The sequence below is a fragment of the Eudoraea chungangensis genome (assembly GCF_029360665.1).
Classification (GTDB): Bacteria; Bacteroidota; Bacteroidia; order Flavobacteriales; family Flavobacteriaceae; genus Eudoraea; species Eudoraea chungangensis.
This window is the reverse complement of sequence record NZ_JARDUB010000008.1, coordinates 26,270-42,843: the sequence shown is the minus strand read 5'-3', so window position 1 is coordinate 42,843 and position 16,574 is coordinate 26,270. Positions and strand designations below refer to the sequence as shown.

The 16,574-nt window shown below is 36.4% G+C and carries 16 protein-coding genes; 9 read left to right on the top strand and 7 right to left on the bottom strand.

The annotated features are described in order from the left end of the window. Window positions 1-41 precede the first annotated feature (41 nt). A complete protein-coding gene (locus PXG98_RS16075; protein WP_276392841.1) occupies window positions 42-773 on the bottom strand; it encodes a biotin--[acetyl-CoA-carboxylase] ligase in 732 nt (243 codons plus the stop codon). Window positions 774-866: 93 nt separating this feature from the next. On the opposite strand from PXG98_RS16075, the gene rsfS reads away from it, so the two are divergent. The 6 genes from rsfS to PXG98_RS16045 are packed head-to-tail and all read left to right on the top strand — an operon-like array spanning window position 867 to window position 5,612. Beyond that, complete coding sequence (rsfS, locus tag PXG98_RS16070; protein WP_276392839.1) at window positions 867-1,244, top strand: ribosome silencing factor; 378 nt, start codon at window positions 867-869, stop codon at window positions 1,242-1,244. Window positions 1,245-1,253: 9 nt separating this feature from the next. Then, a complete protein-coding gene (ftsH, locus tag PXG98_RS16065; RefSeq protein WP_276392837.1) occupies window positions 1,254-3,242 on the top strand; it encodes an ATP-dependent zinc metalloprotease FtsH in 1,989 nt (662 codons plus the stop codon). A 45-nt stretch (window positions 3,243-3,287) separates the two neighbouring features. Continuing rightward, window positions 3,288-3,899, top strand: a complete 612-nt coding sequence (locus PXG98_RS16060) for an LUD domain-containing protein (RefSeq protein WP_276392836.1) — start codon at window positions 3,288-3,290, stop codon at window positions 3,897-3,899. Between the two features lies 1 nt (window position 3,900). Further along, window positions 3,901-4,704 (top strand): phosphatidate cytidylyltransferase, encoded by an 804-nt coding sequence (locus PXG98_RS16055; RefSeq protein WP_276392835.1) that lies wholly within the window; start codon window positions 3,901-3,903, stop codon window positions 4,702-4,704. Continuing rightward, complete coding sequence (locus PXG98_RS16050) at window positions 4,694-5,365, top strand: phosphatidylserine decarboxylase family protein (protein ID WP_276392833.1); 672 nt, start codon at window positions 4,694-4,696, stop codon at window positions 5,363-5,365. The genes PXG98_RS16055 and PXG98_RS16050 overlap by 11 nt, the downstream gene beginning before the upstream one ends. Further along, window positions 5,352-5,612 carry an acyl-CoA-binding protein gene (locus PXG98_RS16045; RefSeq protein ID WP_276392831.1) on the top strand — a complete coding sequence of 87 codons (261 nt, stop codon included), beginning with the start codon at window positions 5,352-5,354 and terminating at the stop codon, window positions 5,610-5,612. The genes PXG98_RS16050 and PXG98_RS16045 overlap by 14 nt, the downstream gene beginning before the upstream one ends. 2 nt (window positions 5,613-5,614) lie before the next feature. Here the strand turns inward: PXG98_RS16045 and PXG98_RS16040 are convergent, their stop codons facing one another. The 5 genes from PXG98_RS16040 to PXG98_RS16020 form a co-directional block, all read right to left on the bottom strand. Continuing rightward, window positions 5,615-6,385: a creatininase family protein gene (locus PXG98_RS16040; protein WP_276392829.1), complete on the bottom strand. Its 771-nt coding sequence runs from the start codon at window positions 6,383-6,385 to the stop codon at window positions 5,615-5,617. Continuing rightward, window positions 6,378-7,649 carry a sterol desaturase family protein gene (locus tag PXG98_RS16035; protein WP_276392827.1) on the bottom strand — a complete coding sequence of 424 codons (1,272 nt, stop codon included), beginning with the start codon at window positions 7,647-7,649 and terminating at the stop codon, window positions 6,378-6,380. Before PXG98_RS16035 ends, PXG98_RS16040 begins: the two co-directional genes overlap by 8 nt. 45 nt (window positions 7,650-7,694) lie before the next feature. Then, entirely contained in the window at window positions 7,695-8,564 is an 870-nt protein-coding gene (locus tag PXG98_RS16030; RefSeq protein WP_276392825.1) for an HAEPLYID family protein, read from the bottom strand. An 83-nt stretch (window positions 8,565-8,647) separates the two neighbouring features. Continuing rightward, window positions 8,648-9,241, bottom strand: a complete 594-nt coding sequence (locus PXG98_RS16025; RefSeq protein WP_276392824.1) for a hypothetical protein — start codon at window positions 9,239-9,241, stop codon at window positions 8,648-8,650. A 254-nt stretch (window positions 9,242-9,495) separates the two neighbouring features. After that, a complete protein-coding gene (locus tag PXG98_RS16020; RefSeq protein WP_276392822.1) occupies window positions 9,496-12,126 on the bottom strand; it encodes a valine--tRNA ligase in 2,631 nt (876 codons plus the stop codon). Window positions 12,127-12,325: 199 nt separating this feature from the next. Between PXG98_RS16020 and PXG98_RS16015 the strand changes: the two genes are divergently transcribed. Further along, window positions 12,326-12,712, top strand: coding sequence for a DUF1573 domain-containing protein (locus PXG98_RS16015; RefSeq protein WP_276392820.1), 387 nt, complete (start codon window positions 12,326-12,328; stop codon window positions 12,710-12,712). A gap of 50 nt (window positions 12,713-12,762) precedes the next feature. Here PXG98_RS16015 and PXG98_RS16010 read toward each other — a convergent pair whose 3' ends face one another. Then, a complete protein-coding gene (locus PXG98_RS16010; protein WP_276392819.1) occupies window positions 12,763-14,067 on the bottom strand; it encodes an aspartyl protease family protein in 1,305 nt (434 codons plus the stop codon). Window positions 14,068-14,246: 179 nt separating this feature from the next. Between PXG98_RS16010 and PXG98_RS16005 the strand changes: the two genes are divergently transcribed. Together PXG98_RS16005 and murB are read left to right on the top strand one after the other, a co-directional pair. Continuing rightward, the gene (locus tag PXG98_RS16005; RefSeq protein ID WP_276392817.1) at window positions 14,247-15,440 is read left to right on the top strand and encodes a pyridoxal phosphate-dependent aminotransferase; all 1,194 of its coding nucleotides are present in this window, start codon (window positions 14,247-14,249) and stop codon (window positions 15,438-15,440) included. Beyond that, the gene (murB, locus tag PXG98_RS16000) at window positions 15,434-16,465 is read left to right on the top strand and encodes a UDP-N-acetylmuramate dehydrogenase (RefSeq protein WP_276392816.1); all 1,032 of its coding nucleotides are present in this window, start codon (window positions 15,434-15,436) and stop codon (window positions 16,463-16,465) included. Before PXG98_RS16005 ends, murB begins: the two co-directional genes overlap by 7 nt. Window positions 16,466-16,574 lie beyond the last annotated feature (109 nt).

Genomic DNA, 16,574 nt, shown 5'->3' with positions numbered 1-16,574 from the left:
TGCTTTAGACAAGAACAGCAGTATTTTGGTTTGCAATTTTATTAGTACAACAACTCTATTTCCTTAAAAGCAAATTCTTCAAAGACATGGTCTTCCAATTCTATTTGAATTGCACCTGTTGCTTTGACACCTCTGATTATTCCTGTAAATACTTCCTTATTTTTTCTTCTAAAGGTAGATACCTTATCTTTTCGAAATAATTTGGCTTCGTATTCTCTATACAACCTTGCCATAGTATTATCCTCCAAAGCCCTAAATCCCTTTTGCATTTCCTTTAAAATGAGACTCAAAATTACTTCAATATTGTAATCTGATCCTGTAATATTCTTTAAAGAAGTGGCCTTCGGTAGGACTTTGAAATTAATTTGATTGACGTTTAGTCCAATACCTATCACGGATGAACTTAACAAATCGTTTTTAACAGTATTTTCTGGCAGAATACCGCAAATTTTTTGAGTGCCTGACAGAATGTCGTTTGGCCATTTTATTTTAATATTGGGAATTTTAAGGGCTTCTAGAGAATCATAAATTGCAAGTGAAACAATAATGTTTATAGCAAACTGGTCTACTATTTTAAAAGCGGTGAAATTCTTCAAGACACTAAATGTCAGGTTCTTACCTTCCTCTGATTCCCAATTAGTCCCCATTTGCCCCCTACCCTTGTTTTGAGATCTTGCAACAACAACGGTAAAGTCTTCCTTTAAATCTTTCATAATTAGATTCTTCAGGTAAGAATTAGTTGAATCCGTGGCATCAAGTTTGATTATTTGCATAACAGATCTTGTTTTCTTTACTGCAATGTTATGCGAAAAGCATTAGCTAAGAAAACAAAAAAACAATAACTTTGTAGAAATTAAATTATTTGAATGCAGAAAGGGAAAGCCAGTACAGATGAGTTAATCACCTCTATCTTAGATGGCATCGAAGAAGTAAAAGGATTAGAAATTAATCTTCTAGATCTTAGAGAAATAGAAAACACTGTATGCGACTACTTCATTATTTGCAATGGCACTTCTAATACTCACGTTAATGCCATTGTTAATTCTATACAAAAAATGGTAAGCAAAACTACCAAAGACAAACCTTGGCATGTAGAAGGTTCGGAAAATGCTGAGTGGGTTCTTTTGGACTATGTAAATGTTGTAGTTCACGTTTTTCAAAAGCATATTCGTGAATTCTATGATGTAGAAGGACTTTGGGGAGATGCAAAGGTAACTTCGGTAGTTCAAAGCTTTAATCAGTAAAAAAAAACAATGGCAAAAGATAAAAATAACTCTCAAAAAAAGCCTAAATTCAGTAGTTGGTGGATATATGGTTTAATTGCAGTTTTCTTAATTGCATTCCAATTTTTTGGAAGTGATAATCTCACTTCTACAAAGAAAACCACTACCTCGGAATTACAGGAATATCTCAGAAACGGGGATATTACCAAAATTTTAATCATTACCAACACCAATCAGGCGAAAGTTTTCTTATCCGATGAAGCATTGGCGAAAGATGTTCATAAAGATGTTTCGGAAAAGCCATTATTCCCCTCTACTGGGACGGTTCCGCAATACGTTTTGGACTATGGTGATCTTCAAATATTTCAAAATGAAATAACGGAAATTAAAAAAGAGAATAACCTAGACACTATAGTTGAGTTCGATAAGGAATCGAATATGTTTATGGAATTACTATTCTCTATTCTTCCCTTTGTTCTTATTATTGGAATTTGGATTTACCTGATGCGAAGAATGTCTGGGGGCGCTGGAGGCGGAGCTGGAGGCCAAATATTCAATATTGGAAAATCAAAGGCAAAACTTTTTGATGAGAAAACAGATACCAGAACTTCTTTTAAAGATGTAGCAGGTTTGGAAGGAGCTAAAGAAGAGGTAGAAGAAATAGTAGAGTTTCTTAAACACCCCGATAAATACACCTCTCTTGGAGGTAAGATTCCTAAAGGAGCCTTATTGGTAGGACCTCCAGGAACAGGTAAAACACTTTTGGCTAAAGCAGTCGCTGGTGAGGCAAAGGTTCCTTTCTTTTCTCTATCTGGTTCAGATTTTGTTGAAATGTTTGTAGGGGTCGGAGCATCAAGAGTGAGGGACTTGTTTAAACAAGCAAAAGATAAATCTCCGGCCATCATATTTATAGATGAAATTGATGCTATAGGAAGAGCTAGGGGCAAAAATAATTTCACCGGTTCGAATGACGAACGTGAAAACACACTGAATCAGCTTCTAACAGAAATGGACGGTTTTGGTACCAATACTAATGTCATAGTTTTAGCAGCAACTAACCGTGCCGATGTATTAGATAAAGCTCTTATGAGAGCAGGGAGATTTGACAGACAGATTTACGTCGACTTACCTGACATAAGAGAAAGAAAAGAAATTTTCGAAGTACACTTACGCCCTATTAAGACTTCTGAAACTTTGGATTTGGATTTTTTAGCCCGACAAACCCCTGGATTCTCTGGTGCGGATATAGCCAATGTATGTAACGAAGCAGCATTGATAGCCGCTAGAAAAGAAAAAAAGGCTGTAAGTAAACAAGACTTTCTCGACGCTGTGGATAGAATTGTTGGAGGTCTTGAGAAGAAGAATAAAATTATTACTCCTGAAGAGAAGAAAACCATAGCATACCATGAAGCAGGTCATGCTACGGTAAGTTGGATGTTAGAGCATGCCGCACCATTAGTAAAAGTTACCATAGTCCCTAGAGGTCAGTCTCTTGGTTCTGCCTGGTATCTTCCGGAGGAACGACTTATTGTCCGTCCTGAACAAATGAAAGATGAAATGTGTGCCACCCTAGGAGGAAGAGCAGCCGAAAAAGTCATTTTTAACAAAATTTCTACCGGAGCTCTAAGCGACTTGGAAAAAGTTACAAAACAAGCTAGGGCCATGGTTACCATTTATGGCCTAAATGAAGAAATTGGAAATTTAACGTATTATGATTCCGGGCAGAGTGAATATGGGTTTACAAAACCTTATAGTGAAGAAACAGCCCAAGTAATAGATCAGGAAATTTCAAAAATTATTGAAGAGGAATACAGAAGAGCTATAGACGTTCTTGAAGTAAATAAAGATAAACTTACCGCTCTCGCCGAGCGCTTATTGGAAAAAGAAGTTATCTTTAAAGAAGATTTAGAAAAAATATTCGGTAAGCGCCCTCATGAAATAGAATTTGATAAAAAAGGACAAGAAGTTGTATCTGACGATCAAATGACTCCTGAGGAATCTGCGGAAGAAAATAAATAAGAAGACAAAACGTTGTTTAAAAAACACCTTAGGAGCTATAATTAAATGGGCATTTTTGACAAGCTTTTTGGAGGAGGTAAAAAAAAGGTTTCCAAAGATACTGCTGAGACCAGGGGAATGCATATGCCCGACCTGAACATTCCTGTAGACGAAAAATTTACCATTCACTTTAAGAAAAATGGTGGGAAGTTTATCTATTGTGACTCCATAAAAGAAGTTTCCGAGGCCCTGCAGAATATTGTAAAGGAGAATTCTTGGGAAGACCATCCTTTTTATATTCTAGATCCAAGGTTGCAGGATAAATTTTCAAAAGATCAGATATCCTTTACGGAAAATCTTCATAAAAGTGAAGTTTTCTTTACTACTTGCGAACATCTAGTAGCTCAAAATGGATCCATATTGGTTTGCTCTAATCAATTAAAAGAAAAGAAACTCAATGAACTCCCTGTAAACGTTGTTGTATTTGCTACCACCAGTCAGTTGGTAGAGACTATAGGCGAAGGACTAAAAACCATCAAAAAGAAATACAAACAAGGTATACCTACAAACATTACTACCATAAAGCATTTTCAAAGCACGGAAGAAAACGCAGACGACTACCTAACCTATGGTAGTAGCACAAAGCATTTGTACCTATTACTGATGGAGGACCTATAGTATGACGGAACTACTTCGGAGATTATTAACGGGTGCTGTATATGTTATTCTATTATTATCAGCCGTTTTTTTAAGTTCAGACGCCTTTGATTTTTTATTTATGGTTTTTGGATTGGCTTGTCTCTATGAGTATAAAAGACTGGTGAATCTAAAAGGTTACTATATCTTTCTTGCCTATTTAGGGCTGTGGTGGGCCTATATTTATTTAATAAACGACAAGGTGCTTATTAACATGCTGGTTTTCTTAACCATTTTCGTGGATTGCATGCTACTTTACTATCTTTTTTCTAAAAAGAAGAAAATTCATTACACTTATGAAAAGTTTATTATTGGTTTGTTTTATGTAGGCGGAGGATGTATCTTCCTAACAATGATTCCTTATAAAGACAATGCCTTTGCCAAATATCTAATAATGGGTATTTTTATTCTTATTTGGGTAAATGATTCATTTGCCTATTTGGTTGGAAAGACTATTGGAAAAACTAAACTATTCCCATCTGTTTCTCCCAAAAAAACAATTGAAGGAAGCTTGGGGGGCCTGTTTGCAACCTTGGTCGCTGCCTACATAATGGCTAATTATGAGCATATTGTAAATCCGACTCAATGGGTAATTCTGGCGGGAGTAATAGTTTTAATGGGAAGTCTGGGTGATTTAATAGAATCTAAATTAAAAAGACAAGCTGGTGTTAAAGATAGTGGTGCTATCCTACCCGGTCATGGTGGCATGCTAGACAGGTTAGATAGCCTTATTTTTGCGGCACCTTTTGCGTATTTAACATTAATGTTGTTTTCATATGTTTCATAAAGAAGGACAGAGAATAGTTTTAGCTAGCTTTTTTGTTTGTTGTTCCATAGTATTAGTGGCTCATTTTTTTGTAGACACTTCATGGCTTAGAATGTTATTACAACTTGCTGCGCTATTATTCCTTGTTTCAATCCTTCAATTTTTTAGAAACCCCAAGCGGGTTGTGAAAAGAAATTTTGACGATATTTTGTCTCCTGTAGATGGCAAAGTAGTAGCCATTGAAGAAGTAGAAGAAACCGAATATTTTAACGATAAACGCATACAGGTCTCAGTGTTTATGTCTCCCATTAATGTGCATGTAACCAGGTATCCTGCCAGTGGTGTCATAAAATACTCTAAATACCATCCAGGCAAATATTTGGTAGCATGGCACCCGAAAAGCAGTGAGCTAAACGAACGAACAACTGTGGTAGTACATACTCCGAAGTTTGGGGATATTCTATACCGTCAAATAGCAGGAGCTATGGCTCGAAGAATTGTAAATTATGCAGAAACTGGAGATCATGTGCATCAGGGAGATGACTCTGGTTTTATTAAATTTGGGTCAAGAGTTGATCTATTCCTACCCATCGATTGTGGTATAACGGTGAAAATAAATCAAAAAGTTGTAGGCGCCAAAACCTGCATTGCCACTGCCTTGGATATAAATGAAGAAAAGTAAATTACATACAGACTTTCTTAAATCGGTTGAGTACGTTAACAACTATACCGACCCTTTACCCGCCGATCTCCTTTTGAAACTTTATGCCTATTATAAGATTGCTAATAAAAACTACAACAATCCTGGAAGTAAAACACCTTTAATAAATGCTTTTAAGGCCAATGCCTTAATACAGGCCCAAAGCATAGACAGGGATGAAGCGATGAAATTATATATTAAATTAGTGAAGAAGGAACTTTTACAATAATCTTACTCATAAAGGTTTTCTAGGTCGGCTTCACAAAGATCAAACATAAAATCTCCCATTTTTTTGCTAACATCTGTAAAAAATTTTTCGCCTTTTTCGGCAGTGGCTAATTCTGGATCTCCAATTCCCGTATCCTCGGAAACTTCAGACCATTTCCTCTCAGCCCATGCCCATCCTTCCGAAAATGCATTTATTCTAAATTTTTTAGAAGAACCCTTTCCCCAAAACGATTTTGGAAGCACCAAATGAGGTTTAAGGTATAATATTAAACTAGTCTCCATCTCTTCCGCATGATCACCGTCCTTTACAAAATAGTCTTCTCTATTCATTGCCTGAAACCAACTCGCAAAACATATAAACATTTTAGGGAATTTTAATCCCAGTTCTCTGACTAAGGGCTTAAAATTATTTCCACCATGACTATTAAATATCATCAACTTATAAATTCCTTGTCTACTAAGCGTTGTAAGTATGTCTTCTAATATAGCAAGCTGGGTAGTTGGATTAATATTAATATCTAAGTATATATCCGACTGCCCAGTGTTAACTCCAAAGGGAATAGTAGGCAACACAATCGGCTTGGCACCTCGCTCCCAGGCCAGACGAGCCCCTTCGGCGGCCAAATAATCTGCTTCGTAATTATCCGTTGCATATGGAAGATGATAATTATGTGCTTCTGTAGCTCCCCAAGGTAAAATAGCCAAATCGAAACTGGCATCCTTCAGAGTCTGCCAATTGGTCTCGGCAAGGATATAGGGTCTTATTTTATTCATTGACTAAAGGTTTATTAATTTCTTGCTGTTCCATAAAAGTAAAATACACGGCTCCAAAAAAAGTTGAGATAAGATAAAAAGTTATCATATAAGTTACTACACCAAACTCTGAGCCATTATAAAAAATGTTATCCGTGTAATACACTAGTCCAAATCCGAATAGACATCTTCCTATTTCTATCCAAACGGCGTATTTATTCTGATCCATTAACGAAGAATAACCATAAATAGTCCAAAATATGAACAGGCCTGTTAAAAGCAATCCATCATATCCAATTAGACTATAATTATAGAATGAAAACAGTGTTAATGCCAATGTTGCCAAAAGCTGATAAACAACGTAGCTTTTAAAAAAATTTGTAACCTCTGAACCATAGCGCTCAAAGCTATATACGTCCTCTATTATCAAAATGGGATATTTGTCTACTACATCCGCTGGTCTCCAGCCTGTAGGCATGAACCATATTCGTAATTTATCCCAATAATTATCCGTATTCCACGCATCCCTAATTAAATTTCCAAGATGCTGGAAATTAATCAGTATAGGGTTCCAAGTTCTCACCGGCTTCAGTACTCCATACTGCGGCGGAATTTCTTCCAGCTCTTCTTGAAAAGTACCAAACAGCCTATCCCAAAGACATAGTATCTGACCTAAATTTTTATCGATATATTCCGGATTAATTGCATGGTGTACCCTATGTTGTGACGGGGTAATTATGATGTATTCTAACCATCCCATTTTTCCAATATGCTGTGTGTGATACCAGAATTGAGCAAAAAGGTGAATTGGAGCTATAACAGCAATTACGGAAGTGGGTACGCCAAAAATGGCAGCAGGAATAAGAAATATGGGAAAGTATCCTAAAACATTGGAAATAGATTGTCTAAGAGCACAGGCAAGATTAAACTCTTCACTGCTATGATGAATAATATGCTGGTTCCAAAAAAAATTTATTCGATGGCTTAATCTATGGTTCCAATAACCCGCAAAATCAATTGCAACAAAGGCAATTAACCATACTATTAGCGAAGAATCGAAAGAAAAAAGGGCTAAATGGTCTAATAGAAATGGGTAACTTATGATTAATATACTAAGACCAAGTACGTCTTTCAATATATTTGTGAGTCCTGAACTAATGCTGCTAACCGTATCCAAGACCTTATATTTTTGATCATTTTTTAAATACCCATATACCATTTCTAACCCCAGTAATAAAACAAAAAAGGGAATTGCATAAAGAAGCGTTGTAGCATAGGTTTCCATATACTTTAATTCTTATATCAAATTTAGCCTAATAATTCTAATCTTCTAAGGCTCATAAATTAAACGGCAAAACATACTGAGTCGCTCATTTTGTCTATCTATTGGTATCCCCGCTACCAAACCCATTAATATATTATCACTTATCTCCACTCTAATCTGAGGCCTCATAGTCATCTCAAAATCATTATCTTCAACTTCCATATTCATCTCCAGTCCAATAAAGTTGGTAGTACCCGGAACCATATAATGGAAATTTGCATTTATTGCCATTACGGTCTCCGTCTTTCCTGAATTAAATAAACGTTCAAATTCCGGGCCTGTATATATCAAGGTATGTAGACTTCTACCCCATCTTTTAGCCGCAACAAAAAAGGGATTAAAGACATTGCCCTCATGTATATTCTCATCCCCAAAACTATCGAATGATATAAATTTAAATTTGTGCAAATAACCAATAGCCAAAGACGTATGCGCCCTTTTAGACACTAGAAAAGTATACTGCGTAGCGAGTTGCAGTCCTTCTAAAGTATTTTTTGGGGTTCCATCTACGGACACATCAGATGAAAAAAAAGCGAAAGGAAGTTCTATTTCAAAACCAAGTCTATTAACCGGAGCAAACTCATATTCCACTAAAAGCTCGTATTCTTCGTAGTCCGTTTTATCGAATAAACCAAAACCAACATTCCATTCTTTTTCTCCTTTCCTGGCGCCTAAATCCCGAATGAGGTCTACATACAAAGGTTCGGCATGTAAAACCTTATAAGGTTGTTTTGAGTCCTCTACTTCCTGAATAAACTCTTCATCCTCCAATTGTTTTTCTTCCTTGAGAGATTCACCATTTTCCTGTGCATTAAGGGTATTAATGCCCATAAAATAAAGGGCAAAAATTAAAACAATAATCAGATAAGATTTCATTTTATATAAACAACTAAACAAGGCTGGCTAAGGAAGAATAGTGCGAGGTATTCGAATATAGAAACCTAGAGGTATAGTTAAACTTACTTAAAAGGCCCAACCATTATATGGGCCCGATGTGTCCCTGGATCCATTAACCAGGGCATGCCATTGGCGTGCGGTTTATCTGGCAAACCTGTAGATTCCGTAGTCGCAAAAGGCGTGTATATTACATATCTGTACTTCCCATCTTTGAGCTCGGCAGTTTTCGGATTGTAATTTTCATCCTTTCCAAAAAAGATATACATCATACTTGGTTCTGAGGGCATTTTTAATTTTCCTGAAGCCACTTCCTGAGCACGAATCTCTCTCTTTTCTTTTACATCTTTTCCCGCTAAAGAAAGCTCTCTGCCTCTGGCCATAAACGGATCCAATTTCTTGTAATAACAGCTTACACTAATGCCTTCTTTATTGGGATCGTCTGCCAGGCAAACCAAATTATTGAAACCTTCTCTTAAAACAACAAGTGTGCCTTCCTTGTTATAACCGTAAACCATAGCCCCGTCTTTCTGATCTTCTGGAGCAGGTAATACTGCCGTTTTGATCTGTATGTCTTCTGGCAATATCTTAACTTCCGAATTCTGTGAGAATCCCATAAATGGGAGTAATAAAAGAATAAATAAACTTCTGTATAACATAATTTCTACTTTCTTTTAAAGATAAGAATCCATATTTGATCCTCAAACAAACCATAAAACAAAATCACTACCCTAACAACATCAAGAGATCTTATTGTATAAAATTACAGTTCCATGAGAAGTGTACAACCTACTGTTTACTTCGGGTAAGGGAATATCTTAGTACGGTTAAGAGATAGACTTATTGTAAAACAAGTATTATTGATTCTAAATACAAGCAAATTTTTAATTGTATTTGTTACATCAAAAAAACCCTATTTTAAACTTTGTAAACTCTGCTCCAAGGTGGCTATTTTAGCCTGGGCATCTGCCGCTTTCTTTTGTTCAATAGATACTACCTTCTCGGGAGCATTTGCAACAAACCTTTCGTTTGCAAGTTTCTTATTCACCGCTTGTAAAAAGCCCTTGGTATATCGCAATTCTTCTTCTAGCTTTTTAACTTCTTCAGCTACATCTATTTGTTCAGAAGCAGGAATAAAATACTCGTTACTTTTTATCCTGAATGTCAATGTGCCAGCTACCGGTTCTTGGGTATCTTTGATCACTGCTATATTGGCAAGTTTCGAAATAATTACATCCAAATCCTTTGAAAAACCTTCTTTGTTTAAAACAAATAGATCTAAAGACTCTTTATAGGAGATATTCTTTTCTTTACGAATATTTCTTATACCAGCAATTACCTCTTTGGCAAAAGAGAATTCCCTTATTAAAGAATCGTCAAATGACTCATTTTCCGGCCATTTGGATACTATAAGAGCCTCCATAGGTCTCCTCTGACCAATCCGCTGCCAAATCTCTTCTGTAAGAAACGGCATAAATGGATGCAAGAGCTTGAGATTTTTTTCAAAAATATGCAATATACTGTCATAGGTGATTCTGTCAATTGGTTGTTGGTATGCTGGCTTTACAATTTCTAGAAGCCAGGAACAAAAATCGTCCCAAACTAGTTTATAGATAGCCATTAAGGCGTCTGATATTCGGTATTTTTTGAAATGATCTTCAACCTCCGCCAAAACCTCCTGAAACCTGTTTGTATACCAATCAATTCCAATTTTGGCAGCCTCAGACTGAGGTATATCCGCTATTTCCCAACCCTTAAAAAGACGGAAAGCATTCCATACTTTATTAGCAAAATTTTTCCCTTGCTGACAGAGCGATACATCAAAAAGCAAGTCATTCCCAGCAGCAGAACTTAGAAGTAGTCCAACGCGTACGGCATCCGCCCCATAGTCTTTCATTAATTCTAGTGCATCAGGGGAGTTTCCAAGTGATTTAGACATTTTGCGTCCCTGCTTGTCTCTTACAAGGCCAGTGAGATAGACATTTTCAAAGGGTTTTGTATCTCGTAATTCATAGCCAGCAACAATCATCCTTGCCACCCAAAAGAACAAAATATCCGGTCCTGTCACCAAGTCACTTGTTGGATAATAGTAATTTATTTCATCGTTCTCTGGTTCTAATACCCCTCCGAATACGCTTATGGGCCATAGCCAAGAAGAAAACCAAGTGTCTAAAACATCCTCATCCTGCTTCAGGTCAGCTAATTGAAGTTGGTTATTAGTGGCTTTTTCTCTAGCTTTTAAAAGAGCTTTTTCCGGATTTTCGGCAACAACAAAGTCATTCTTCCCATCCCCGTAGTAATAGGCCGGTATCCTCTGGCCCCACCACAATTGTCTAGAAATATTCCAATCACGAATATTTTCCATCCAATGGCGATAGGTATTTTCAAACTTTTTAGGAAAAAGTCTTACTTCTTCCGTTTTAAGAACGGCATCAATAGCTGGTTTTGCCAATTCTTCCATTTTTAAAAACCATTGATCTGATAGTCGAGGTTCAATCACAGCGCCAGTTCGTTCCGAAGTGCCTACTTTATTTACATAATCCTCAACTTTAGTAAGAAATCCTTTTTCTTTGAGTTCTTTAGAAATTTCCTTCCTAACCACGAACCTATCTTTACCCTGATAATGCAATCCAAAAGAATTTAGACTGGCATCTTCATTAAAAATATCAATAGTCTCCAAATTGTGTTTCTCCCCTAATAATTTATCGTTCTCATCATGAGCGGGAGTAACCTTTAAACAACCAGTACCAAATTCCATGGTAACATATTCGTCTTCAATTATGGGAATAATTCTGTTAGCAATGGGCACAATGGCCTTTTTACCCTTTAGATGTGAATAGCGCTCGTCCTCAGGATTAATACAGATGGCCGTATCCCCTAATATAGTCTCGGGTCGTGTAGTTGCTATAGTAACTTTTTCGTCAAAACCTTCTATAGCATACGATAAATAGTAAAGTTGTCCGTTTTTTTCTTCGTAGATAACTTCTTCATCAGACAAGGTAGTTTTGGCCTCAGGATCCCAATTTACCATTCTGTATCCCCTATAAATTAGACCTTTTTCGTAAAGATCTGCAAATACCTTAATTACCGAGGCTGACATATCTTCATCCATCGTAAATTTAGTACGGGACCAATCACAGGAACAACCAAGTTTTTTTAGTTGTTCTAAAATCACACCGCCATATTCGTTGGTCCATTCCCATGCATGTTCCATGAAAGCACTTCGTCCTATGTCTTTCTTTTGAATTCCAGACTCTTTTAACTTATTAACCACTTTTGCCTCGGTAGCAATGGAGGCATGATCCATTCCAGGTACCCAACAGGCGTTATAGCCTAATAAACGAGCTCTTCTTATAAGTACATCCTGAATAGTATTGTTTAACATATGCCCCATATGCAATATTCCTGTAACATTTGGCGGTGGAATAACTATAGTATATGGCTTTCTACTATCTGGTTTAGATTGAAAAAAATTGTTCTCCATCCAGAAGTTGTACCACTGATCTTCAACAATTTGAGGCTCATATTTTGAGGGGATATCCATATTTTGGTATAGTTTTTGAACAAATAAATTAAGGGCTGGCAGAGCCTATTTTAAGATAGTGTTAAATCTTTAAAATAAACTTCTATTTTGCCCTTGCATAAATACGAAACAAAAATAAGTAACGTTAGTAGATAACAAAAGAATTTTGGATGTTGATGACAAATCATCTACATTTGAGGTTCACCCAAAACTAAAAAATATGAAAAAAGTAGTATTATTAATGTTTGTAGGCCTACTTGCTTTAAATGTTGTTGCTCAAGATAAAGCTGCAAAAATAGAGTTTAAAACAGAGACAGTAGACTACGGTGTAATTGAAGCTGGAAGTGACGGCATTCGAGTATTTGAATTCACTAACACGGGATCTGCACCTTTAATCATCAGCAAAGTAAGCTCTAGCTGTGGTTGTACAATTCCTAAAAAACCAGAAGAAGCAATTTTACCAGGGAAAACTGGGGAAATTCAAGTGAAATACGACACCAAGAGAGTAGGTCCAATTAGAAAGGCCATTACGGTTATTTCGAATGCGGATACGCCTACAAAAATCTTAAAAATAAAGGGAGAAGTAAAGGCGGTTGAAGGAAAATAGAAATTCCCTAACAATTTAAATCAAACCCGATTCTATAGAATCGGGTTTTTTTATTCAAATACCTTCTTAAGGACAAAAGAAAACAGTAGATCTTTATTGTAGCGTTCAATTAATACACGTATCCGCTTCCCTTCTTTTTCATTCATCATCTTCAGCACCTCCTGCAACTTATAACTGTGTACCTTCTTTCCATTTACTGCCAAAATTATATCTCCTTCTTTCAATCCTGCCACTTCAGCCGGACTACCCACTCTAATGGCAGAAACCACTATTTCAGGAACCAGACTAAGTCTGGTAGATCCCTCCATTAAAATTTGTACATCACCAAAAGATTTCTGGCTGCTATGAACAACTCCTCGTTTATCGGCAATCCTGTCTGCAATATACCTTAATCCATTATGCTTTATTTGCAAACCGCTCATATTATACTGAAATGGTTTTTTGAAATAGGGATTTTTTCTCAGTCTAATTTCATTGGTAGAGTAATCTACCGTAATATTAAATCTCCTTAGAAGTTCTCCACCTATACTCCCATTTCTATTACCCAAATCAACATCGTTTCCAAAGGCATCCATGTTAGGAAAGGCAGTTTTGGCATCTTTTAAGCGATAAGATCCCAGACGAATACTCTTAACCTTGGTACGTTTGCCAAAAATGGTTCCACTTAAGCCTTTGCCAAGAAAATCATCGTAATATTTTTCAGGCACGTCTAGGCCCTTGTACTTATCAGGAAACAGCCATACAGCGTCGCTACTACCTGTATCTATAAGAAGATTAACAGGAACATCCTTTTTATCATTCAAATCTACATTACCCTGAACATAGGCTTTGTTTTTTTGAATAATCAAAGGAAGCCGTTCCTCATCCTTATATTTCTTAGGGACATACTCATCTGGATTAAAAAACTTTATAAGACCCGAATTATAATTGATGTCTACTACAAAGTCGCGGAACAGATCATACCCAATAATACCGTGAATAGGCACTCCAAGAGTTGGTGAAAAATTCATCTCTTTATCCATGACTACGTAAAGATTCTGATTTGAATTTTTTATGTTTTTTAATTTAAACGAGTTGCCCTTAGAGCTTAAAGCTTTTATAGGATCTCCGTCCCCTAAACCTCTAATTGTAATTTCGGATACATTTTTCAAAAAAACCGAATCCTGATCAGAAACATTAAACAATATGGGGGTACTAACACCAGAATCTAATATAAATGACAATTTCGCTCCATTAACTTCTATCGGAATTATAATGAGGTTGTTAATCAATTCAAATCTTACTTTTTCTACCTCTTCTCCTTCCGGCAAAGAAAAACCTTGACCTTTCGCCGGTTGTGGCAGGCAAAAGCTCAAAATAAAAATTAGTATAAAAAGTAAGTGCAACCTCCTCATAATTAGTACTATCTCTTTTAAAGATATTAAAAAAAACAAGAGCATCCCCAGACTTTAACATTCAAACAGATGAAAAGATAATAATACACTTTGTATTGATTTGTCATTATGATTTAGCATTTTTGCTAAAATTTACCACTATGCCTACTATTTCAAAAAAGGGTGTCAATATGCCACAATCTCCCATAAGGAAACTTGTACCTTATGCTGAAGAAGCTAAAAAAAAGGGGATAGAAGTCATTCATTTAAACATTGGTCAGCCAGATATAAAGACCCCAAAACAGGCACTAGACGCAGTAAAAAATAATTCCCTAGAAGTTTTAGCCTATAGCAGAACGGAAGGGTCTGATGCCTATCGAGAAAAGCTTAGTAATTACTACAAGTCGCAAGAAATATTCGTTAGTCTCCATGATATATTGGTAACCACTGGCGGATCGGAAGCACTATCTTTTGCAATGGGCAGCATAGCGGATAGTGGAGACGAGCTTATTATCCCAGAACCTTTTTATGCAAACTATAATGGTTTTGCTACCGCCATGGGATTAAAAGTAGTTCCTGTAATGTCTAAAATTGAAAATAATTTTAGCCTGCCCCCCATTAGCGAATTTGAAAAACTAATCACAAATAAAACAAAGGCCATCTTAATATGCAATCCAGGCAATCCTACAGGGTATCTATATACTCATGAAGAAATTCAAAAACTAGCTTCTTTAGTAAAAAAGTACGATTTGTTTTTAGTCGCAGACGAGGTATATAGAGAATTTACCTACGAAGGACACAAACACCATTCTATATTAAGAGAAGTAGGTATGGAAGACCATGCAATCGTAATAGATTCTGTGTCTAAAAGATATAGTATGTGTGGTGCAAGAATAGGTTGTCTGGTAAGTAAAAATAAAGCAGTTATTTCTACTGCCTTAAAATTTGCCCAGGCTAGACTTTCTCCGCCCACCTACGCCCAAATTGCCAGCGAAGCTGCCTTAGACACCCCACAGGAATATTTTGATGATGTTATAAAGGAATATGTAAGTAGACGGGATTTACTTCTAGACGAGATTACTAAAATCCCAGGAGTGTTAGTTGGCAAACCTCAGGGTGCGTTTTATTGCATTGCTGAATTACCCATTGAAGATGCCGATCATTTTGCCCAATGGTTGCTAGAGCATTTTCATATAGATGGCAAAACCGTTATGGTAGCCCCAGCAGGAGGTTTCTATGCCACGGAGGGTGCTGGTAAAAATCAAATCCGCATTGCCTACGTCTTAGACAAGGAAAACCTGAAATCGGCTGTAAAGATTCTCAAAGAAGGACTTAAAAAGTACCAAGAGTGTTAAAGATTGAAGAAAACATATCGTTAAAAGCATATAATACTTTTGGGATAGAAGCCAAGGCTCGATATTTTGTTTGCGTTAATACTATCGAAGAACTCATAGCAGTACTCGAATTACCAAATTTTCCCAATAAATTAGTTTTAGGCGGTGGAAGTAATGTTTTAATCGTAGAAGATATTGATGCCTTAGTAATTCGTATAAATCTCAAAGGAATCCAAATCCTCAAAGAAGATGAACACACGGTTGAAATCAGGGCTATGGCTGGGGAAAACTGGCATAGTTTTGTTGAATGGGCAGTAAATAATAACTACGGTGGCTTAGAGAATCTCTCCCTAATCCCCGGAAATGTGGGTACCGCTCCAATTCAAAATATAGGTGCCTATGGTGTGGAATTAAAGGATTTATTTATAAGCTGCCAGGTGATAGAAATAAGTACTCAAAAACTCCTTTCGTTTAGTAAGCAAGAATGTCAATTTGGTTATCGAAATTCTATATTTAAAACAGAACAAAGAGGCAAATACATAATTCTCTCCGTTGATTTTGAATTAAGTAAAATACCCCATCAATTAAATACCTCATACGGCGCTATTGAATCAGAGTTACTGCAAAGGCACACAGCACAGCCAACTATACAAGATGTTTCTCAGGCTGTAATAAAAATCCGCCAATCTAAGCTTCCTGATCCTGCTAATTTGGGAAATAGTGGTAGTTTTTTTAAAAACCCGGAAATATCTAAAAAAGCTTTTGAAGAGTTCATTGAGAAGAACCCAAAAGCTCCATTTTACAAAATATCGGAAGATACTTATAAAATTCCCGCAGGCTGGTTAATAGAACAATGTGGTTATAAAGGTAAAAGATATGGAGATGCTGGGGTTCACGAAAAACAGGCATTGGTTTTAGTAAATTACGGGAGCGCAAGTGGTATGGACATCCTAACGCTTGCAAAAAAAATACAAGCCTCGGTACAATGTAAATATGGCATAACCATAGTCCCCGAAGTAAATATTATAGGGGAAATAAAAAAATAACCCTCGCACTTAAATACGAGGGTTATACCAAACCAAACTAACCAAAATTAAATATGCAATAACCAGTTGCATATTTTCTAATTTAAATTGAGAAAACGCTTTCTTAGCA